Origin of the sequence: Azohydromonas australica DSM 1124 (assembly GCF_000430725.1) — a bacterium.
GTDB classification, from domain to species: Bacteria; Pseudomonadota; Gammaproteobacteria; order Burkholderiales; family Burkholderiaceae_C; genus Azohydromonas; species Azohydromonas australica.
This window is the reverse complement of sequence record NZ_KE387210.1, coordinates 61481-82494: the sequence shown is the minus strand read 5'-3', so window position 1 is coordinate 82494 and position 21014 is coordinate 61481. Positions and strand designations below refer to the sequence as shown.

The 21014-nt window shown below is 70.7% G+C and carries 17 protein-coding genes; 7 read left to right on the top strand and 10 right to left on the bottom strand.

What is annotated here, in order from left to right:
• Positions 1 to 220 precede the first annotated feature (220 nt).
• Positions 221 to 841: a DUF2239 family protein gene (locus H537_RS46675; RefSeq protein ID WP_043460958.1), complete on the top strand. Its 621-nt coding sequence runs from the start codon at positions 221 to 223 to the stop codon at positions 839 to 841.
• Between the two features lie 102 nt (positions 842 to 943).
• On the opposite strand, the gene katG is transcribed toward H537_RS46675, so the two are convergent.
• Positions 944 to 3205 (bottom strand): catalase/peroxidase HPI, encoded by a 2262-nt coding sequence (gene katG / locus H537_RS0131815; RefSeq protein ID WP_029001111.1) that lies wholly within the window; start codon positions 3203 to 3205, stop codon positions 944 to 946.
• Between the two features lie 136 nt (positions 3206 to 3341).
• Positions 3342 to 4595, bottom strand: a complete 1254-nt coding sequence (locus H537_RS0131810; protein WP_029001110.1) for a cation:proton antiporter — start codon at positions 4593 to 4595, stop codon at positions 3342 to 3344.
• 201 nt (positions 4596 to 4796) lie between these two features.
• On the opposite strand from H537_RS0131810, the gene H537_RS0131805 reads away from it, so the two are divergent.
• A complete protein-coding gene (locus tag H537_RS0131805; protein WP_029001109.1) occupies positions 4797 to 5216 on the top strand; it encodes a VOC family protein in 420 nt (139 codons plus the stop codon).
• A 7-nt stretch (positions 5217 to 5223) separates the two neighbouring features.
• On the opposite strand, the gene H537_RS0131800 is transcribed toward H537_RS0131805, so the two are convergent.
• The gene (locus tag H537_RS0131800; RefSeq protein ID WP_029001108.1) at positions 5224 to 5631 is read right to left on the bottom strand and encodes a cupin domain-containing protein; all 408 of its coding nucleotides are present in this window, start codon (positions 5629 to 5631) and stop codon (positions 5224 to 5226) included.
• Positions 5632 to 5698: 67 nt separating this feature from the next.
• Entirely contained in the window at positions 5699 to 6454 is a 756-nt protein-coding gene (locus H537_RS0131795) for an SDR family oxidoreductase (RefSeq protein WP_029001107.1), read from the bottom strand.
• 196 nt (positions 6455 to 6650) lie between these two features.
• Between H537_RS0131795 and H537_RS0131790 the strand changes: the two genes are divergently transcribed.
• Positions 6651 to 7229: a hypothetical protein gene (locus tag H537_RS0131790; RefSeq protein ID WP_029001106.1), complete on the top strand. Its 579-nt coding sequence runs from the start codon at positions 6651 to 6653 to the stop codon at positions 7227 to 7229.
• A 52-nt stretch (positions 7230 to 7281) separates the two neighbouring features.
• Here the strand turns inward: H537_RS0131790 and H537_RS0131785 are convergent, their stop codons facing one another.
• Positions 7282 to 8163, bottom strand: coding sequence for an aldo/keto reductase family oxidoreductase (locus tag H537_RS0131785; RefSeq protein WP_029001105.1), 882 nt, complete (start codon positions 8161 to 8163; stop codon positions 7282 to 7284).
• Between the two features lie 114 nt (positions 8164 to 8277).
• Here H537_RS0131785 and H537_RS0131780 point away from each other — a divergent pair, with 114 nt between their 5' ends.
• Positions 8278 to 9183 carry a LysR family transcriptional regulator gene (locus H537_RS0131780; RefSeq protein ID WP_029001104.1) on the top strand — a complete coding sequence of 302 codons (906 nt, stop codon included), beginning with the start codon at positions 8278 to 8280 and terminating at the stop codon, positions 9181 to 9183.
• 1 nt (position 9184) lies between these two features.
• On the opposite strand, the gene H537_RS0131775 is transcribed toward H537_RS0131780, so the two are convergent.
• On the bottom strand, positions 9185 to 9634 hold the full coding sequence (locus H537_RS0131775) for an endonuclease V (RefSeq protein WP_156902064.1): 450 nt from the start codon (positions 9632 to 9634) through the stop codon (positions 9185 to 9187).
• 194 nt (positions 9635 to 9828) lie between these two features.
• Positions 9829 to 10761, bottom strand: coding sequence for a LysR family transcriptional regulator (locus H537_RS0131770; RefSeq protein ID WP_029001102.1), 933 nt, complete (start codon positions 10759 to 10761; stop codon positions 9829 to 9831).
• Positions 10762 to 10876: 115 nt separating this feature from the next.
• Here H537_RS0131770 and H537_RS0131765 point away from each other — a divergent pair, with 115 nt between their 5' ends.
• The 3 genes from H537_RS0131765 (at position 10877) to H537_RS49905 (ending at position 13961) form a co-directional block, all read left to right on the top strand.
• Positions 10877 to 11761 (top strand): MBL fold metallo-hydrolase, encoded by an 885-nt coding sequence (locus tag H537_RS0131765; protein WP_029001101.1) that lies wholly within the window; start codon positions 10877 to 10879, stop codon positions 11759 to 11761.
• A 25-nt stretch (positions 11762 to 11786) separates the two neighbouring features.
• On the top strand, positions 11787 to 12428 hold the full coding sequence (locus tag H537_RS0131760; RefSeq protein WP_029001100.1) for a DsbA family protein: 642 nt from the start codon (positions 11787 to 11789) through the stop codon (positions 12426 to 12428).
• A gap of 243 nt (positions 12429 to 12671) precedes the next feature.
• Positions 12672 to 13961 carry an HD-GYP domain-containing protein gene (locus H537_RS49905; RefSeq protein WP_051243874.1) on the top strand — a complete coding sequence of 430 codons (1290 nt, stop codon included), beginning with the start codon at positions 12672 to 12674 and terminating at the stop codon, positions 13959 to 13961.
• 115 nt (positions 13962 to 14076) lie between these two features.
• Here the strand turns inward: H537_RS49905 and H537_RS0131750 are convergent, their stop codons facing one another.
• The 3 genes from H537_RS0131750 to H537_RS56610 form a co-directional block, all read right to left on the bottom strand.
• On the bottom strand, positions 14077 to 16209 hold the full coding sequence (locus tag H537_RS0131750) for a site-2 protease family protein (protein ID WP_238446887.1): 2133 nt from the start codon (positions 16207 to 16209) through the stop codon (positions 14077 to 14079).
• Positions 16209 to 17582 carry an efflux RND transporter periplasmic adaptor subunit gene (locus tag H537_RS0131745; protein WP_043460956.1) on the bottom strand — a complete coding sequence of 458 codons (1374 nt, stop codon included), beginning with the start codon at positions 17580 to 17582 and terminating at the stop codon, positions 16209 to 16211. Before H537_RS0131745 ends, H537_RS0131750 begins: the two co-directional genes overlap by 1 nt.
• 157 nt (positions 17583 to 17739) lie before the next feature.
• The coding region (locus tag H537_RS56610; RefSeq protein ID WP_043460954.1) for an Ig-like domain-containing protein at positions 17740 to 21014 on the bottom strand (3275 nt) is incomplete at its 5' end.

Genomic DNA, 21014 nt, shown 5'->3' with positions numbered 1-21014 from the left:
GGGCACCTTCGCGCGGCGCCGACTGAAAACCTGCTTGAGCGCTTGCAATCCGCTTGTCATGGGGTGGGTTCCTTCGCCCTGTAAAGCGCCCCGGTCCGCAAGGCGCTGGCGTCCGGACACAGCGTGCGCAGCAGCGGCAATGCCCAAACGCCACAAGGAGGCCCAGGATTTCACCCGGGTAATAAGGAAGAAGATTTTTACCCGGGTAATATGCCGCGCCATGAACACAACCGTTTCAACCCCCAGCCCCGTTCCGGAAGGACGGCAATTCACGGCCTTCCAGGGCCATCAACGCCTGGCGGCCGGCGCCATGGAAGCCGTCATGCGCGCAGCCGCACGTGCGTCGGAGGACCCTGAGTCGTCCGAGCCGGTGCTGGTGTTCGATGACGCGACAGGCATGCAGACCGACCTGGGCGCCCTGGCCGCGCCCGTGGCGGCGGCGGCCGAAGTGCCCGCACAGATGCAGCCCGCCGAGCAACCTGCACGGCAGGCCGGGCGGCCCAAGCTGGGCGTGGTCGCCAAGGAGGTGACGCTGCTGCCCCGGCACTGGGAGTGGCTTGCGCTGCAGCCGGGCGGCGCCTCGGTCACCTTGCGCCGGCTCGTGGACGACGCCCGGCGCAGCCAGGGCCCGCGCGAAGCCGTGCGGGCAGCGCAGGAGCGCTGCTACCGCTTCGTGCATGCGATCGCCGGCAACTTGCCGGGCTACGAGGACGCACTGCGCGCGCTGTACCGGGCGGATGCCGAGGGCTTCAACGGCGCCATGGAAACCTGGCCGCGGGATGTGCGGGATTACGCCGCCGTCCTGGCCGCGGCGGCGTTCACCGCAAGCAGCGCGGGCTGAGGCCGTGGCCGGCGCAACCGGCCTGCCCGGCGCCCCGCCCGCCCCGCCCGCCCCAGGCGCAGGCAATCACCAGGAAGATCGCCCGCGCCTGCAGCGCCGCGCTCAGGCGGCAGCGGCGCCCACCGTGCGCTTGCGGCCGTGGCCGCGGGCGACGAGGTCGTAGCGGTCAAGGGTCATGACCTTGTCCCAGGCGGCCACGAAGTCCCGCACGAACCTTTCCTGGGCGTCGTCGCTGGCGTAGACCTCCGCCAGCGCGCGCAGCTGGGAGTGCGCCCCGAAGACGAGGTCGGCGGCCGTCGCCGTCCACTTGCCCTCGCCCGTGGCGCGGTCCAGTCCCTCGTACACGTTCTTCGCGGAAGCGGAGGGCCGCCATGCCGTGCCCATGTCGAGCAGGTTCGCGAAGAAGTCGTTGCTCAGCGTCCCGGGCCGGCTGGTGAAGACGCCGTGCGCCGACTGACCGTGATTCGCGCCCAGCACGCGCAGGCCGCCCACGAGTACCGTCATCTCGGGCGCGGTCAGCCGCAGCAGGTTGGCCCGGTCCAGCAGCCGCGTTTCCGGCGACAGCGGGTCATCCGCCCGGAAGTAGTTGCGGAAGCCATCGCCGAGGGGTTCCAGCACCTCGAAGGCTTCCACGTCGGTCTGTTCCTGGGACGCGTCGGTGCGCCCCGGCGCGAAGGGCACGGCGACGGAGTGGCCGGCGTCCTGTGCCGCCTTCTCCACCGCCGCGCAGCCGGCGAGCACGATCAGGTCGGCCAGCGACACCTTCTTGCCGCCGGACTGCGCGCCGTTGAAATCCTGCTGGATTCGCTCCAGCGTCTCCAGCACCTTCGCCAGGCGGGCCGGCTCGTTGGCCTCCCAATCCTTCTGCGGCGCGAGCCGGACGCGCGCGCCGTTGGCGCCGCCGCGCTTGTCGGTGCCGCGGAAGCTGGCGGCGGCGCCCCAGGCCGTGGCCACCAGCTCGGGCACCGACAGGCCCGATGCGAGCACGCTGCGCTTGAGCGCCGCGACGTCCTGCTCGCCGATCAGCTCGTGATCGACCGGCGGAACCGGGTCCTGCCACAGCTGTGCCTCCGGCACCCAGGGGCCCAGGTAGCGCGAGCGCGGACCCATGTCGCGGTGCAGCAGCTTGAACCACGCCTTGGCGAAGGCGTCGGCGAGCTGCTCCGGATGCTCGTGGAAGCGCTTGGCGATGGGCCCGTAGGCCGGGTCCATGCGCAGCGCCAGGTCGGTGGTCAGCATCATCGGCGCGTGGCGCTTGGCCGGATCGTGTGCATCGGGCACGGTGTCCTGGGCCTCGGGATTCCGGGGCGTCCACTGCTTGGCGCCGGCGGGGCTGGTGGTCAGCTCCCAGTCGTACTTGAAGAGGTTCTCCAGGAAGCCGTTGTCCCACTGCGTGGGGTGGTTGGTCCAGGCGCCTTCGAGCCCGCTGGTGATGGCGCAGCCACCCTTGCCGGTGCCGAACTTGTTGTGCCAGCCCAGGCCCTGGTGCTCGAACGGACAGCCCTCGGGCTCCGCGCCGACGTTGTCGGTGGCAGGCCCCGCGCCATGGCATTTGCCGAAGGTGTGGCCGCCGACGATGAGCGCCACCGTCTCTTCGTCGTTCATCGCCATGCGGGCGAAGGTGTCGCGAATGTCCCGCGCGGCGGCCAGCGGGTCGGGGTTGCCGCCGGGCCCTTCCGGGTTCACGTAGATCAGGCCCATCTGCACGTTGGCCAGCGGCTTGCTGAGCGCCCGATCGCCGCTGTAGCGCTCATCGCCCAGCCAGGTGTCCTCAGGTCCCCAGAAGACCTCCTCGGGCTCCCAGACGTCGGGACGGCCGAAGCCGAAGCCGAAGGTCTTGAAGCCCATCGACTCCATGGCCACGTTGCCGGCCAGGACGATGAGGTCGGCCCACGAAATCTTCTGGCCGTACTTCTTCTTGATCGGCCACAGCAGCCGCCGCGCCTTGTCGAGGTTGGCGTTGTCGGGCCAGCTGTTGAGCGGGGCGAAGCGCTGCTGGCCGTCGCCGCCGCCGCCGCGCCCGTCGCTGATGCGGTAGGTGCCGGCGGCATGCCAGCTCATGCGGATGAAGAGCGGGCCGTAGTGGCCGTAGTCCGCCGGCCACCAGTCCTGCGAGCTCGTCATCACGTCGAGGAGATCACGCTTCAACGCATCGACGTCCAGCGCCGCGAACTGCTTCGCGTAGTCGAAGTCCTCTTCCAGGGGACAGGACAGGTGCGAATGGGTGTGGAGCACCGAGAGGTCCAGCTGGTTCGGCCACCAGTCCTTGTTCGTCCTCGGCCGGCTGCTGGTCTTGGGCGTTGGGGAAGGGATTGCCGGGTTCTCGCTTTCGCTGACGCTCTGGGTGTGCGGCTTGTCGGGCATGTCGGTCCTCCACGGGTAGGTGGCATGTCTTTGAAGTTGCTTCTACGGGAAGCCGGCCAAGCGTAGAGCGACAACGATGCCCGAGATATGAATTCTCCAAATCAAGCTGATAGAGCCGTGGCCAAGCGTAGGCCCTTCAGGCCTCGGCCATGGCGGCACCGCTGCCAACGCGGCGCATGACCCAGTTGAACAGCGGCGTGGCCATCAGCGTGGTCAGCACGGCCATCAGCACCAGCACCGAGAACAGGCCCGGCAGGATGACCCCGGCGGCCAGGCCGATGTTGATGATGATCAGCTCCATCAGCCCGCGCGCGTTCATCAGCGCGCCGATGGCCATGGCGTCGGTGTTGGACTCGCCGCTCAGCCGTGCCGCGGCCCAGCAGGCCACCAGCTTGCCGCCGAAGGAAGCGACCAGGATGGCCAGCGCGGCAACGAAGATGGCCGGCTCGAACAGCATGTCCAACCGCGTGTTCAAGCCGGAGTAGGTGAAGAACATCGGCAGCAGGAACACCACGACGAAGGGCTGTAGCGCCGCGCGCAGCTTCTCGGTCAACGGCCCGCGCGGCATGACGCAGCCCAGCAGGAAGCCGCCGAACACCGCGTGGATGCCGATCGCATCCATCGCGAAGGCGCACAGCGAGAACAGCGCCAGCACGGCGGCCAGCAGGCTGCTGGGCAGGGGCTGGTCCGGGCGCACCCAGCGCGCAAGCTGCCGCAGCAGCTTGCGGCCCACGAAGATCATGAACAGCGCGAAGCCGGCGCCCCCGCCGATGGCCACGTAGGCGCCGGACCAGCTGCCGCCGAAGCTCGCCAGCACGATGGCCAGGATGCACCACGCGGCGGCGTCGTCCACCGCGCCGGCGGTCAGCGCCAGCGTGCCCAGCGAGGTGCCCGCCAAGCCGCGCTCGTGAATGATGCGGGCCAGCATCGGGAACGCGGTGATGGCGATGGCGGCGCCCAGGAACAGCGCGGCCTCGCCCAGACGCGTCTTCTCGGCAAACAGGCCGGGCACCGTATGCAGCCAGGGCGTGAGCGCGAAGGCCAGGACGAAGGGCAGCAGGATGCCCGCGATGGACACCGACACCGCGCTGCGCGCCCGCGACTTGAAGTGGTCGGCCCGGAACTCCGTGCCGACGAGGAACATGTACAGGCCCACGCCGAGCTGCGCGGCGACGTAGAGCATGCCCATGGTCGGCTTGGGGAACAGCGCCTGTTGCAGGCCGGGCAGCAGCAGGCCGAACAGCGAGGGGCCGAGCATCACGCCGGCGATCATCTCGCCCACGACCTGGGGCTGGCCCAGGCGCTGGGCCAGCCGCCCCACCAGCTGGGACACCAGGATGATCACCGCCGCCTGGGCGAAAAAATAGACCGAGAGCTGCGAGGTGGGCATGGCGGTGGGCAGGTGCAGGTGAGCGCCCGGGACGTCCAGGCGGCGCGGGATTATCGGCCGTGCCGCACGCGGGCATTGGCAGGGCCAGGCCTGCCCTGCACTCAGCAAGTGCTCGCGCCCTCGAGGCCGTTTGCCATCGCCTTCGTTCTTGCCTCGCCGCACCTGGGCGACCAGCATTCAAGCTTTACGTGGAGCCATGGCATGCAGCCTCGAATCACCGTCATCACGCTGGGCGTCGACAACCTGGAGGCGGCGCTGCGCTTCTACCGGGACGGGCTCGGCTTTCACACCGAGGGCATCGTCGGGCAGGAATTCGAGCACGGCGCCGTGGCCTTCCTCGACCTGCAGCCGGGCCTGCGCCTGGCGCTCTGGCCCCGGGCGAGCATCGCGCACGACGCCGGGCTGCCTCAAAGCCCCCGCAGCCCGACGGAGCTGACGCTCGGCCACAACGTCGCCTCCAGGGAAGACGTGGACCGCGTCATGAGCCAGGCGCAGGCGGCGGGCGCCACCGTCGTGAAGGCTGCGAACGCAACCTTCTGGGGCGGCTACGCCGGCTACTTCCAGGACCCGGACGGCCACCTGTGGGAGGCGGTGTGGAACCCGGCTTTCAACGGCAGCTGAAAGGTGCCTACGGCAAGGGCGTGAAGAACGGGACGCCCTTGTCCTTGACCATCCACACGACGAACTTCGCGGGCTGGGTGGTGCTGGCGTTGCGGCCGACCAGGTGCACGTCGGAAGGGGCTTCGTAGAACGTTTGCCCCTGGGTCAGCGTGACCTCCTTGCCGCCCTTGACGCCCATCACGATGGAGCCTTCGAGCACGTAGACGAAGGCATGTGCATCGTGGCGGTGGACGGGGTCCACGGCGCCCGGCGCGTAGTCCACCGTGATCATCAGCGCTTCCTTGCCGGGGATGTTCTCCAGCTCCTGGGCCATCAGCGTGCCAACGGCGATGTCCGGGGAGGCCGCGGCCTGTTGAGTCGCCAGCGCGGCGCACGCCAGGCACAGCAGCGAGGCGATCGTCCTGAGTTGGGGCATGGGGGTTCCTTGTCTGCGGTTCATCGGGGCACGAGGGTGACGGGATTGCGCTTGCGCACCAGCGCGCTCAGGCCGCGGCGTCCTGGGCCGCCAGCCAGCTCTGCAGCGACGTGGCGCCGATGCGCGCGCCCGGCCCAGGGGTCAGCGAGTCGTCGCTCAGCCGCGAGCCGAAGTACGGCGCGTCGTCGTCGGCGAGCACCTCGCGGGCATCCTTGGCAGCGCGCAGCACGCGCCGAATCAGCTCGTCCAGCGGGATGGCCTGCGGGCCAGCCACCTCGCACAGGCCGTTGAGCGGCGGCTGGGACACGACCTCGGCCAGCGCGCGGGCAACGTCCAGCGCGGCGATGGGCTGCAGCGTGGCGGACGACACCTGCACCGACTGGCCACTGGTGCAGGTGTCCGCGATGGGCTTCAGGAACTCGAAGAACTGCGTGGCCCGCACGATGGTGAAGGGCACCTGGCCGTTCCTGATGAGCGATTCCTGCGCCACCTTGGCGCGCAGGTAGCCGTTGTCGGGCAGGCGGTCGCTGCCCACCACCGAGAGGGCGACGTGGTGGCGCACCCCAGCCTCCGCCTCGGCCGCCAGCAGCTTGCAGGTGGAAGCCTGGAAGAAGGACATCACGGCCTCGGTCTCGAACGAGGGCGAGTTGGATACGTCCACGACGACCTCGGCACCGTGCAGGACCTGCGCCAGCCCTTCGCCGGTGACGGCGTTGACGCCCGTCGAGGGCGACGCCGCCGTCACCTCGTGGCCGGCCTGCCGGAGCAAGGGGGCGAGGCTTTTCCCGATGAGGCCGCTGCCTCCGATGATCACAACTTTCATGCTGAGCCCTTCGACGTGCCGGGTGGAACCGGAACGGCAACCCTGTGCTGCCGTCCATGTCCCTGAAGACGTCGGGCACCGGCATGTTGTGACAAACCGGGCAGCGAATTTCTTGTCTACGCCCGGCAAAGCCCGGGAACCGGCCCATGCCATTGGCAGCTGTCTAAGCTGTCCGGTCACGCTGGAGGCAAGGGACATGGCCGGAAACGCTGAAACAGGCAGTCGCCCACGGCGGTGGAACCGCTGGCGGATGGCGGGCTGGGGCGCCGCCGCAGGGCTCCTGCTGCTGCGCTTGCTGGCGATGCAGTTCACCGATGAGGTGAACTGGGGGCCGGGCGACTTCGTTGTTGCCGGTGCCTTGGTAGCAGGCGTTGGGCTGACCTACGAACTGGCTGTGAGGATGATGGCCAACGGCGCTTACCGCGCCGGCGTGGGCGTGGCGCTGGCGGGCGCTTTCATCCTCGTGTGGGCAAACCTGGCGGTGGGAATCATCGGGAGCGAAGACGACCCGGCGAACCTGATGTTCTACGGGGTGCTTGGCGTGGGGGCCATGGGGGCTGCCGTCGCGCGGTTCCGGGCCATGGGGATGGCGCGAGCCTTACTTGCCATGGCGTTGGCTCAGGCGCTCGTCGCCGTGATCGCGCTGGTCAGCGGGTTGGGGTTTGCGGGAGCGGTCACCTCGTTGTTCGTTGCTTTCTGGCTCACGGCGGCGTGGCTGTTCTGGAAGGCGGCTAAGGAGCAAAGCGCCTCTGGCGAAGGGCCAGAGGCGGCTTGAAGGGCAGACGATCGCTGCGTCCCCCTGGCTGCTGCCCATGGCCTTCGCTGGCTCATTGTCTCGCCGTGGTCTCGGCGAGCGTGTCCAAACGGGCTACTGCCTCCTTGGGCAGCTGCAGCTCGGCGGCCGCGAGGTTCTGGCGCAGGTGTTCGACGGATGAAGTGCCCGGAATGAGCATCAGGTTGGGCGAGCGCTGCAGCAGCCAGGCGAGCGCCACTTGCATCGGGCTGGCACCGACTTGGTCAGCCACTTGCGACAACGCGCCCGACTGCAGCGGCGTGAAGTCGCCGAGCGGGAAAAAGGGCACGTAGGCCGTGCCCTCGCGTGCGAGCCGTTCGACCAATGCGTCGTCTTCGCGATGCACGAGGTTGTACTGGTTCTGCACGCATGCAATGGCGCAGATCCGGCGTGCGTCCTCGACCTGCCGCGCCGTCACGTTGCTCAGCCCGATGTGCTGGATCAGCCCCTGCCGTTGCAGCTCTGCCAGCGCCGTCAGCGGCTCCTCCAGCGAGCCTTCCTGCGGGCCGTGGATGCCCAGCATGCTGCGCAGGTTGACCACCTCCAGCACGTCCAGGCCGAGATGGCGCAGGTTGTCGTGCACCGCCTGCGCCAGATCCGCGGCGGACATGGCAGGCAGCCACGAACCGTCCGATCCGCGTTTCGCCCCAACCTTGGTGACGATGAGCAGTTCATCCGGGTAGGGCTGCAATGCCTCACGGATGATCTGGTTGGTGACGTGCGGGCCGTAGAAGTCGCTCGTGTCGATGTGATCGACACCGCTCTCAACCGCCGTACGCAGTACCGCCACGGCCGCGGCGCGATCCCTGGGAGGACCGAAGACACCCGGCCCCGCGAGCTGCATCGCGCCATAGCCCAGGCGCCGCACGGCGCGGGAACCGATTCGAAAAGCGCCAGCCTTGTCCAGTGAGCTCATGTGAGTTTCCTTTCGAGTGAGGCGCACTCTAGTCAGAGGCTGCTCGTACGATAAGCAGGCTCAATGCACACAGGCTGTGCGCCAATACGAACAATTCAATCCACGGGAAACTCCATGGCGGAACAACTCGACGACCTAGCGGCCTTCGTCTCCGTGGCACGGGCAGGCGGCTTCCGCGAGGCGGCACGCGCCGGCGGCGTCAGCGCCTCCAGCCTGAGCGAGGCGTTGCGCCGGCTGGAGGCTCGCCTGGGCGTTCGGCTGCTCCATCGCAGCACCCGCAGCGTGGTGCCGACCGAGGCCGGGGCCCGGCTGCTGGATCGGCTCGGACCGGCGCTGGTCGAGGTCGAAGCCGCGCTGGACGAGGTCAACGGCTTCCGCGATCGGCCCACAGGCACGCTCCGGCTCAACGTGCCGGCCAGCGCGGCGAGCCTGGTGCTGCCGGCGCTGGTGCCGCCGTTCCTTGCCGCCTATCCGGACATTCGCCTGGATGTGGTGGTCGACGAGAGCTTCGTGGACGTGGTGGCCGCCGGATGCGACGCGGGCATCCGGTACGAGGAGCGGCTTGAGCAGGACATGATCGCCATTCCCATCGGTCCGCGCCGCCAGCGCATGGCCACCGCGGCTTCGCCCGCCTACATCGAGCGCCGCGGCCGGCCCATGCACCCGCGGGACCTGCTGCAGCACGCCTGCCTGCGCGGCCGCTTCGCCAGCGGTGCCATGCCACCGTGGGAATTCCAACGCAAAGGGGAAGTCGTGACGGTGGATCCCTCGGGACCGCTGATCGTGCGCCTGGGCGCAGGCATCGACCTCGCGATCGAGGCGGCGCTCGCTGGGTGCGGGGTCATTCACCTGTTCGAGGACTGGCTGAAGCCTCACCTGGAGAGCGGGGCGCTGGAGCCGGTGCTGCAGGCGTGGTGGGCGCCTTTTACCGGGCCGTTCCTCTACTTCCCGGGTCACCGCCACCTGCCTGCGCCACTGCGTGCCTTCGTGGATTTCGTGCAGGCGCGACGCGAGGATTGATCTACGCTGCAGCCTCGCGCGCGATTCGCGCCGCCAGCTTCACCAAGGTCGGGACGCGCCGCTTGCCGTGCATGTTGCGCACGCGCACCTTCGCGGCGCCGAGGTCGATGCCGGCGCAGGTCACGACAACAGGCCGCGCCTCTTCCTCCCGGTACACCTCGAACTGCGCCGGCATGCCGGGCATCGATTTCGTCGAGATGCCGATGACGGCGGTCTGGCCGCCGAGAGCGTCGTACAGGCGCTGGCCCAGCCCGGGCGTTTCAGCCGCGTCAAGGTGGACCGGCCCGTCGATCAGGATGACGTCGGGTTTCAGCGCATGCTCCTGCAGCAGCTGCAGCAGGCACGGCAGCCCGCGAAGATCAGGCTCTCCGCGCGCTGGCTTGGCCACCTGGGCGATGCGGGACGTGAAGGTTCGGGAGGCCTCGGGCGCATCCCATTCGTCGAAGGCCACGGCGGCGGCGAAGGCGCCATCGCCGAGATAGTGAACACAAGCTGCAAGCTTCATGGGGTTCCGTGTGTGAGCCGGTCCAGGGTTGACCGGCCTTCGGATTGTTGTTCAGCCCCGCCGCGCAAACGGGCAAGGCTGGACGTTGGGACGGCAAACATCGGCAGCGGAAGTTGAGGGCCCGTTCCGCGCTCGCAGCGTCAGGCAACGGCTGGCCGCGGCAGGCTCGTCCCCATGTCCCATGGTGCAGTCTCCCCGCCAAAGCGGTCCGCGAAGAACTCGATGAGCAGCCGCAGCGGCTTGGGCTGGTGCCGCCGGGAAAGGTAGACGGCTTGAATGTCCAGCGGTTCGAGCCCGTACTCGGGCAGCACCAGCATCAAGTCGCCCCGGGCCAGGTCGTCGCCCACGTAGTACGTGGGCAGCATGGCGATCCCCGCGCCGGCGAGCGCAGCGGCCCGGACGATGGACGTCTCGTTGGCCGTCAGGATGCCCTGCGCCTCGATCGTCGTCAGCTCGTCTTTCAGCCACAGCTTGTACTCGGCCGCGAACCCGGTGCTGTGCGTGATGCAGCGGTGGGCGTGCAGGTCCTCGGGCGCCTTGGGCACGCCGCTGCGCTTCAGGTAGGTCGGCGAGGCACACAGGACGGAGTGGCAGACGGCCAGGCGGCGTGCCACCAGCCCGGCGTCGATGCGATTGCTGAGCCTCACCGCCAGGTCGATGCGGTCCTCGACCAGGTTGACGGCCCGATCCACCGTCAGCAGGTCGATCTCCACACCGGGATGCAGCGCCTGGAAGTCCACCACCGCCGAGGCCAGCTGCGCTTCCGCGAACGAGGTTGACGAGGTCACGCGCAGCCGTCCCCGCGCCGCGCCCCCGCCCTGGCTGGCCTGGGCCACCGCGTCGTCCGCGAGGGCCGCCATCTCACGCGCGGTCGCCAGCGCCTGTTCACCCGCATCGCTCAGCGCCAGCCTGCGGGTGGTCCGGTGCAGGAGCCGGGCTCCCAGCCAATCCTCCAACCCCTCCAGGTAGCGGCTGGCCATCGCTCGGGACATGCCCAGGGCTTCAGCGGCAGCGCTGACGCTGCCCCGGTCCACGATCTCGACGAAGACCTGCATCGCCATCAACCGGTCCATGCCATTTGCTCGATTCAGTTGACAATGATTCAATCGAATCGGAGTTTATCGCTCGACAGGTACTCAATACAGTTCTCCCATCGACCGCCGAAACGGCTTATACCTGGAGAACCTGATGACTCTTGCTCGCGCCCTCACCACCCTGGCCGCTGCTGCCACCGTTGCCCTGACCGGTGTCGCGGCTCAGGCGCAGACCGCCGCTACGCTGAACTTGAAGGTCTACAACGCCGACGCGAACAGCTTCAACGTGAACTCGGTGCTGGTGACCGGCGAGACGGACGCCGTGCTGCTCGACACGGGCTTCACCCGCGCGGATGCGCTGCGCATCGCCGCGATGGTGCTGGACAGCCGCAAGACGCTGAAGACGATCTACATCAGCCAGCCCGATCCGGACTACTACTTCGGCATCGACATCCTGAAGTCGTACTTTCCGGACGCGAAGGTGGTCGCCACCGCACCGACCATCCGGAAGATCCAGGCCACGCTGCCGGCCAAGCTGGCCTTCTGGCCGCCGAAGATGGGTGCGAACGCGCCCAAGGGCGTGAGCCTGCCGGAAGAGCTTGCCGGCAACACGATCATGCTCGAAGGCCAGGCGCTGGAGATCCGCGGCCTGGACGACCGGCTGCCACATCGCAGCTACGTCTGGATCCCGTCCATCAAGGCCGTCGTGGGTGGCGTCAACGTCTTCGCCGGCCTTCACGTCTGGACCGCGGACGCCGCGAGCGCTGAAGACCGCGCCGCCTGGTCCAGGAAGCTCGGCGACATCGCCGCACTGCAGCCGGCCGTCGTCGTGCCGGGCCACTCCGCCCCGGGCCAGGTGCAGGACATCTCCCAGGTCGCCTACACGCAGGCCTACCTCCAGCGCTGGGACGTGGAGCTGAAGAAGGCCGGCAACAGCACCACGCTCGTCGAGGCCATGAAGAAGGCCTATCCCACCGCCGGGTTGGGCATTGCCCTGGACATCGGCGCGAAGGTCGGCACCGGCGAGATGAAATGGTGACCAAGGCAACCACAGGAGCGCAGCCATGAACGCCATCAAGCTCCCCTCCAGGTCCGTCGTCTACGTGATGGACGCGTATTGCGGCTGGTGCTGGGGTTTCGCCGAGCGCATGGGCGAGTTCGAGGCCGCCAACCGGCACCGGGTCGCGTTCACGGCCATCAGTGGCGGCCTGTTCACGGGCGCTCGGGCGCGCCCCATCGCAGCCTATGCGCACATTGCCGAGGCCAATGCCCGCATCGCCCGCCTCACGGGTGCAGACTTCGGGCCGGCCTACCAGCGGCTGCTCGCGGAAGGCACGATGGTGATGGACTCCTCGGACGCCGCAGCCGCCCTTGCGGCGCTGCGCGAGCTGGATCCGCGACGCGCCATCCACTGGGCGCACCGGCTGCAGGAGGCCTTCTACGCGCAGGGCCGCAGCCTGTCGGAACCGGCCCATGTCGCGGAGATCGCCACGGCAAACGGGCTGGACGCCGGCGAAGTGCTGCGCCGCCTCCGGGACGGCTCAGCCCGCGCGCAGGCCGAAGCCGACTTCGCGCTGGCGCGCAGGCTGGGCGTATCGACGTACCCGACGCTGCTGTTCGTCGATGGCCCCAGGGTCCACGCCCTGCCGGCCACCGGCACCCCGCTCGACGTCCTGAACGGGCAGCTCGACACCTTGCTGGCCTGAGCCGCTCGCCGCGCAGGCGCCTGCTCGAGAGGTGCATGCGCTGGCCGCGCCCTAGCGTACTGTGCGTGCACGGCGCTGCAGCGCCGTGCACGCACTCTGAAGCCAGGAACAGCAGGGCGCCGGACATCCAGAACACGGAAGCGGACGCACCTACACGTTTCCCCTTAAGTCGCCCGTCAAAGAGCCGATGAGGAGCGGCATGCCCTTGCTTTGCGGGCATGGCTTCATCTGGCTGCACTTCTCGTGAAACTGGTTCCACTAGCTCTAGAACACATCCAAGGCCACACCGCGCTGCCGTTCCAGCTGTACGGGGGCGACGGCCGGCTGCTCCTTCCTGCCAATGCGCGCCTGGACAACCCGCGTGTCCTGGAGCGGCTGCGCCAGCAGCGCGAGGTCTATGTCCAGCCCAACGACTACGAGGCCTGGCGGCGCGGCATGGCCAAGGCCGTGGACACGGTGCTGTTCACCAACGCACCGCTGACCCAGCTCGCCAAGGCGCGCCCCGACCCGGTCATGCGCTCCGGCGCGCCCGAGCAACCGGGCGACCTGTGGGAGAACCTGGTCAAGATGCTCAACGCGGGCATGCAGTCCCTGGGCACGGACAAGCCTTGGCTGGAGCGGGTGCTCGAAGTGCACGCCAAGGCGCGCGGCCTGGCGGAACGGCGCAAGGAAGAGTCGCTGTTCCACTTCGTCTACACCGGCGGGATCATCACGGCGTTCTACAGCGCCCGCCAGGCGCTGCGCAGCATGATCATGGCCGGCGACCTGGGGCGCGAGCTCAAGTGGGACGAGGACCGCATCGAGCTGCTGGAAAAGGCTGCGCTGACGATGAACATCGGCATGTGGCGCCAGCAGGACCAGATCGTCACCCACGCCAAGCCGCTCATCACGCCGGAGCTGCAGGCGCAGATGGACACGCACGCTGCCGAGAGTGTGCGGCTGCTGCAGGAAGCCGGCGTGGCGGACGAGCTCTGGCTCGAAGCCGTGCGGCTGCATGACGACACCAGCCTGGCCGCGCAGCCCATCGCGCAGCTGCAGCCCGCGCAGCAGATGGCCATGCTGCTCAACCGCGTGGAGCGCTACGGCGCCTTGATCAGCCGCCGTGCCGGGCGCGAGGCGCTGTCGCCCACGCAAGCCGCGCAGCAGGTGTGCCTGGGGGCGGACGGCCGTCCCGATGCGATGGGCGCGCTGCTGCTCAAGGTGATGAGCCTGTACCCGCCGGGCAGCTACGTCGCGCTGGCCAGCAACGAGGTCGGCATCGTGCTGGCCCGGGGCGAGCACGTGCGCCAGCCCATCGTGGCCGCGCTGCGCAACGCCCAGGGCATGACCATGTCCGAGCCGCGGCTGCGCTACACCGCCCAGGCGCAGTCGGCCGTGCGCGCCGCGCTGCGGCCGAGCGAGGTCAGCACCGACCCGCCGCTGGCCAAGCTCCAGGAGCTGCGCTCGTTCCTGCGCTCGGCGCAGGCGGTTTCGGCATCGGCCGCAGCCAGCGGCGCGCCGGCACAGGCGGCCACCGCCGGGAGCGAGAGCTGAGGCGCTGCCCCCCTGACCCGTCATGCCCGCGAAAGCGGGCATGACGACATAGAGTGCACGGCGCTTCAGCTCTCGGCTGCCGCAAGGGCGTTGCTTTCCCCGCCGCCCTCTCTCCTCAGAACCCCGCCTCCCTCCAGAACGCCCCCACCGCCGCGCGCAGGTAGGGCCAGCCGGGGGCGGCCCAGTCGCCGGCGATGACGACCCGGCCGCGCCAGGCCTGCTTCGCCAGCGCGCCGGCGTCGCCCGTGAGCTTCAGGGTCACGCGGTAGACGCCGTGCTCCGGATAGAGCTGCCCGCGCTTCTCCCGCACCAGCACCGTGCCGCCCTGCGGCGCGCTCAGCTCCCCTTCGGGCAGCGTGCGCGCGGCATCGGCCTCCACGCTCTGCACTTCCAGCGCAACGAAGGGGCCTTCCAGCCCGTCGGCGTAGAAGCGGGCGCGGTGCCCCGGCGCCACGCGCGCCACGTCCTCGCCGTCCAGGTAGGCCACCACCGTCTGGCCCTTGTCCGACACCACCCGCGCCAGCGGCTCCTGCGCCGTCAGCCAGTCGCCGGGGCGCAGGTCGGGGTCCAGGTCGCGCAGCACGCCGTCGAAGGGCGCCACGGGCGCGTAGCGCGCGGCGTCGGCCTCGATGGTGGCCCACTCGGCCTCGGCCGTGGCCAGCTCCTCCTGCAACACCTGCCACTGCGCGCGCTGCTCCGCGTCGAAGGTGCCCGCCGAGACCTGCCAGCGCAGCCGCTGCAGCCTGGCCGCCACGCTGCGGCGGCGTCCGTCCAGGTCCGCCGCCTCCAGCTCCATCAGCACCGTGCCGGCGGCCACCCGCGCGCCCTCGGCCACCGGGATCGCCTTCACCTGCGCATGCGACGGGGCATAAACGATGTACTGGTCCACCGGCTTGAGCAGCGCCCCGGCGTGGATGCGCGTGGGCAGCGGCACCGCTGCCAGCAGTGCCAGCGTTGCGAACACACCGAAGCTGGCCCAGGCGCGGCGGCTGGACCTGAGTTGCGGCCAGCGCTCGCGCCAGGCCTTGAATTCGTGAAAGAAGGGCATGAGCACGAACCAGACGATTTCGACGAAGAACAGCAGGATCCCCACCGCCTTGATGAAGAAGGTGTAGACCAGCACCGCGATGCCCAGGAACACCACCAGGCGGTAGATCCAGGTGGTCCAGGCGAACAGGACCAGCCCCGCGTGGCGCCGGCGCCCGAAGTGCTCGGGCACCGGCTCGCGCAAGCGGAACAGCCGCTCGCGCAGGTCCCAGCGCGCCAGCGCGAAGGCGCGCGTGTGCAGGTTGGGCATCTCCAGCCAGTCGGCCAGCAGGAAGTAGCCGTCGAAGCGCATGAAGGGGCTGGCGTTGATGGCCACCGTCGTGACCCAGGTGGTGGTCGCCAGCAGGAAGGCCATGGAGCGGGCCATGCCGTCCGGCAGCAGCCCCCACGCCAGCGTCGCCCACACCGCGATGGTCAGCTCCGTCAGCACCCCCGCGCCGGCCACCTGCAGCCGCTGGCGCCGCTGGGTGAGCTTCCACACCTCGTTGGTGTCGGTGTAGGCCACCGGCCACAGCACCAGGAAGGCCACGCCCATGGTCGGCACCCGGCAGCCCAGCCGCTTGGCCGTGAAGGCGTGCCCCAGCTCGTGCAGCACCTTCACCACCGCCAGCGTCACGCCGTAGGTGGCCATGCCGGACCAGCTGAAGAAGTCCACCAGCGTGGCGGCGAAGGCCTCGCTGTTGCGGTAGACCTGCATCAGCCCCAGCACCAGCGCCGCCAGCGTCAGCCACCAGAACGGCGCCGAGTAGAAGAAGCCCAGGTGCGGGGCCCAGCGCGCGAGCCAGCGGTCCGGACGCACCAGCGGGATGCGGAAGAACAGGTAGTTGTGCAGCAGCCGGTGGCCCAGCGTGCCGCGGCGCTGCTGCAGCCGCTGCGCCATCTCGCGCGCCGCGCCCGGCGCCACGCGCAGCAGCTGGTTCTCGTACAGGAAGCGCAGCACCGCCTCCATGTCCGGCAGCTCCAGCGCCAGCGTGGTCTCGCGCCGCACGGCGGCCAGGATCGCGTGCGGATCGCCCACGTGCCAGCGGCTGAGCACCTCGAAGGTCGGCCAGTCGAGCTGGAAGAACAGGTTGCGCACCGGGTCGTGCAACGTGTGGCTGGGCTGGCCGTCGCGCAGCGCCGGCCCGGGCAGCAGGTGCAGCTCCTCGCGCAGGGGCGGCAGCGCCCGCGGCGCCGGCGCGGCCGTCATCGACAGCTGCATCACAGCCCCAGGGCTTGGCGGATGGTGGCCAGCGGCCGGCGCAGCATCCAGTACGCCAGCGGCGCCCAGTGGCCGCCGACCTTGGCCGTGCCCTTGAGGCCCACGCGCTGCCCGGTGGCGCCGTCCAGCGTGGCGCGCAGCCGGTAGGCGTAGCTGCCGTCCGGGCGCGGCACGGCCTCGTGCGAGACGTAGCGCACCTTGGCCGCGAGCGAGTCCAGCGGGCTGGCCGCCAGGTACAGGCTCACCGGCGCGGCCTCGGGCAGCGGGATGGCATCGCCCAGCGGCACCCAGGCCTCGACCTCGATGTCACCGGGCGCGGCCACGCGCAGGATGCGCTCGCCGGTCTGCACCGGCTTGCCGATCCACTCGGTGGGGTCGTCGAAGAGCGCGATGCCGTCCTGCGGCGCCACCACGCGCGAGCGCTCCAGCATGCTGCGCAGGTAGTCGGCCTCGGCGCGCTTCTCCTCGATCTTTCCCTGCAGCAGCGCCAGCTGCGCCTTGGACTTGAGGTCCGACACCGCCTGCTGCGCGTACTGGCGGTACTCGGTCTCGGCCGTGGCCCGGTTCTGCGCCGCCACCTCGGCGCGGGCCTGCAGCTGGGCCTCGTCGAAGGTGAACAGCAGCTGCCCGGCCTGGACCTGCTCGTTGGGCCGCACGTGGAACTGGCCCACCACGCCGTCGATGGGCGCACGCACCACGGCCGGATGCGCGGGCACCAGCTCGCCCGGCGCCAGCACCGACAGCCGCACCGGGCAGGCCATCACCGCCAGCGCCGCCGCGGCGGCCAGCACGCGGCGCCGGCGCCACCACGGGCGCCCGGGGCGCCGGGCCGCGGCGCTCGCACGCAGCGCGGCCCAGGACCAGGGCACCGGCCGGTAGCGGGCCAGCCAGGCGTGGCGCCAGGTGTCCACCCATTCCTCCAGCACGGCGATGCCCTCGCGCGTCCACGGCACCTCGCCGGCCAGCAGCAGCCCGCCGCCGGTGTCCGCCGCGCCGCCGGCCGAGCCCGCCGCTCCGGCGAAGGGCAGCCACAGCCCGTGCTCGGGCAGCCAGTCGGCCCATTCCTGGCCCTCGGCGCCGCCCAGCGTGGCGGCGTCCACGGGCGTGGCGGCATCGCGCGGCAGGCTTTTGCATACCCGCTCCAGCCACTGCACGTAGGGCGCGTTGGCCTCAGGCTGCACCACGCCGGAGAGCGACTTGACGCCGCCCACGGCCAGCCACAGCGCCGCCTGCCGGTAGGGCTGCAGCACGTGGCTGTCGTTGACCAGCAGGAAGGCCAGCTCCTCGGGGTCCTGCGCGGCGCGCGCGCGCCGTGCCAGCTCCAGCAACAGCAGCAGCGGATCGGCCACCGGCCTCAGCTCAGCCTGGTTCATGTCTTCAATCACTCCGTGTTCATGCATGCGGCCCGTGGCCGCGGGCGGCCGGGATCAGGCCCTTGTGCGCAAGGGCCCGATGCTGAACAGCTTTGGGGCCGCGAGCGCCGCGGCCTTGGGGAGCGGCGCGGAATATTGCCGGGGTCGCCCTACCCCATTACCCCTCCACCTTTTCCACCACCGCCTGCACCGGCACCGGCACCGGCGCGGGCGCCATCACCGGCACCCGCTCCGCCGCAGGGCGCTGGGCCAGCCATGCGCCCAGCCGGTCCATGCGTTCCAGCGGCAGGGCCTGGCGCTGTGCCGCCATGCGCAGCTGCGCCGTCAGGCCCGGCCGGCCGGCCGGCTCCAGCAGCGCACCGCGTTGCACGTTGCCGCGCGGCGTGGTGCCGCCCACGGTGATCTTGAAGGTCGTGACCACGACCCGCTGACCATCGCTGGCCTCCACGCGCACCTCCACCGTGCGGCGCTCGCCCGGCGCGCTGCGCACGGTGAACTTGCCGGTGGCCGCGTCGAAGCTCAGCCACGACGGCAGCGCCTCGCCGCTGGCCTGGCGCGCGTTGAGCGCCACCACCGCGCTGGGATCGGTGTGTGCGAACGCATCGGCCGGGATGGCGACCTGCACCGGCGTGCCGGCCACGGCCGTCACCACCTGGTCGCCCACGCCGCGGTTGAGCACCAGCCCGCCGTCGCCCGTCACCGAGTTGGCGGGCATCACCACCACGCGGTAGCTGCTGCCGTCACCGGTCTGCGTGAGCTGGCGCTGGCCCTGCCCGTTGTCGCTCGTGCTCTGGAATGCGGGCGCAGGGGCCGGTGCGGGCAGCGGCGTGTCGCTGACCGTGAGGTTGTTGAGGTTGGGATTGCCCAGCGACGAACCCGGCGGCAGGAAGTTGGGCGTGGGAACTGGTGCCGGCGCGGGGGCCGGCGCCGGTGCAGGCGCCGGGACGGGCGCCGGCGCGGGAGCGGGGGCCGGAGCCGGTGCAGGAGGCGGCGGCACCGTGGATTTCACCACCTTGGCCGTGCGCTCGCTGGCCACTTCCGTGACCGCACCGAAGCCGTCGGTGTAGCTCGCCACCACGCGCACGTAGCGGCCCACGAGCTGGCCGGAGATCACCAGCTCGCTGCCCGTGGCCCCGGCGACGTCGCTCCAGGTCTGGCCGTCGGCCGAGGACTGCCAGCGGTAGCTCACCGCGCCCATGCCGTCGGCGTCGCTCAGCGTGTTGCCGGCGACGAGCTTCAGGCCCTCCAGCGCCGTGCCGCTGAGCCTCACCTCGCCTTGCGGCGCGTCGTCGACGTTGGCCACGTGCACCACGAAGGTGGTGCGGACTTCCGCGCCGGCCCGGTCGCGCACCACCAGCCGCACCGCCACCGCGCCCACGTCGCCGTCGCCCGGCGTGCCGGAGAAGGTGCGCGTGGCCGGGTCGAAGCGCAGCCACGCGGGCAGTGCATGGCCGTTGGTCAGCGTGGCCGAGTAGGCCAGGACGTCGCCCTGGTCCACGTCGGTGAACGCGCCCGCGGGCAGCGTGAAGCTGAAGGGCTGGTTCTCGGTGGCGTCCTGGTTGCCCACTTCGGCGGCCTGCTGCGGCGCCTCGTTGAGGTCCATCACCTCCACCACCACCACCGCGTCGGCCGTGTTGCCGGCCGCGTCGGTCACGCGCACCTTCACGCCGTGGCGGGTGGCGCTCTCGAAGTCGAGCTGCCCCTTGCCGGCCACCGTGACCACGCCGCTGGCGGCGTCGATGGCGAAGCGCCCACCCGCGTCGTCCAGCAGCTCGTAGCGCCAGGACGGGCCGGCGGTGCCGAGCGAGCCCACCACGGTGCCGGCCTTCGCGTTCTCGTCCACCCACAGCGTCGTGGCGCCCAGGCGCGGACGCGTGGTGTCCACCACCAGCTGCGCGTCGTCCACCGTGGTGGTGGCGTTGCCCGCGGCGTCGGTGGCCGTCACCGACACGCTGCGGCCGCTGGCCTCGATGCCGCCCTCGGCGAGGGTGTAGCTCGCGCTCCACACGCCGCCCGACAGCGTGGCGGCCACGGCACGGCCGCCGCCGAAGCCGCTGAAGTCCACCGTCACGCCGCTGATGGCGTCGGCGTTGCGGTCGCCGCCGGGGGCCTTGTCGGCCCAGGTGACGGTGACGGTGTCGCCGATGCGGAAGGCGCCGTTGGTGCCCGTGGCGCCGCTGACGCCGATCGCGCGCGGCGTCACGCTCGGCGCCACGGCGTCCACCACCAGCGTGCGCACGCTGCGGCTGAAGTTGCCCGCGGCGTCGGTGGCGGTGACGGTGACCGTGTAGCGGCCGCTGGCCAGGGTGCGGTCGTCGATGCGCCAGGCCGTGCCCTCGCGCAGCGCCACCGGCGCGGCGCCGCCGTCGCCCCAGTCCACTGTCACGGTGGTGCCGGCCTCGGCGCTGCCGCTCAGGCTCAGCACGGTGCTGGCGGTGAGCCAGTCGGTGGCCGAGGCGCCGGTGTCGGAGGACAGCAGCACCACCGGTACTTCGGGCGCCGTGGTATCGAGCGTGAAGCTGCCCGTGGCCGTGCTGTGGTTGCTCGCTGCATCCGTGCTCGACAGCGACACGACCTTCAGGCCGTCGCCGCCCAGCGCGAGCTGCCCTTCCACCGGCGTGGCACTGCCCGTGTCCACCGTCCACGTGCCGTTGACGCCGGCCGTGACTTGGTAGGTCGCACCGCCCACCGTGATGCGCACGGTGCTGCCCGCTTCCGCCGTGCCCGAGAGCACCGGCGTGGCGTCATTGGTCAGCGCGGCGGAAGTCAGCGCGGGCACCGCCGGCGCCGTGGCGTCCAGCGTGAAGCTGCCCGTGCCGGTGCTGCGGTTACCCGCGGCATCCGTGCTCGACAGCGACACCGCCTTCAGGCCGTCGCCGCCCAGCGCGAGCTGGCCTTCCACCGGCGTGGCGCTGCCCGAGTCCACCGTCCACGTGCCGTTGGCGCCGGCCGTGACCTGGTACGTCGCGCCGCCCACCGTGATGCGCACCGTGCTGCCCGCTTCCGCCGTGCCCGAGAGCACCGGCGTGATGTCGTTGGTCAGCGTGGCGGAGGTCAGCGCCGGTGCGGCCGGCGCCGTGGCGTCCAGCGTGAAGCTGCCCGTGACGGTGCTGCGGTTGCCCGCGGCATCCGTGCTCGACAGCGACACGACCTTCAGGCCGTCGCCGCCCAGCGCGAGCTGCCCTTCCACCGGTGTGGCGCTGCCCGTGTCCACCGTCCACGTGCCGTTGGCATCGGCCGTGATTTGGTAGGTCGCGCCGCCCACGGTGATGCGCACGGTGCTGCCCGCTTCCGCCGTGCCCGAGAGCACCGGCGTGGTGTCGTTGGTCAGCGCGGCGGAGGTCAGCGCGGGCACCGCCGGCGCCGTGGCGTCCAGCGTGAAGCTGCCCGTACCGGTGCTGCGGTTGCCCGCGGCATCCGTGCTCGACAGCG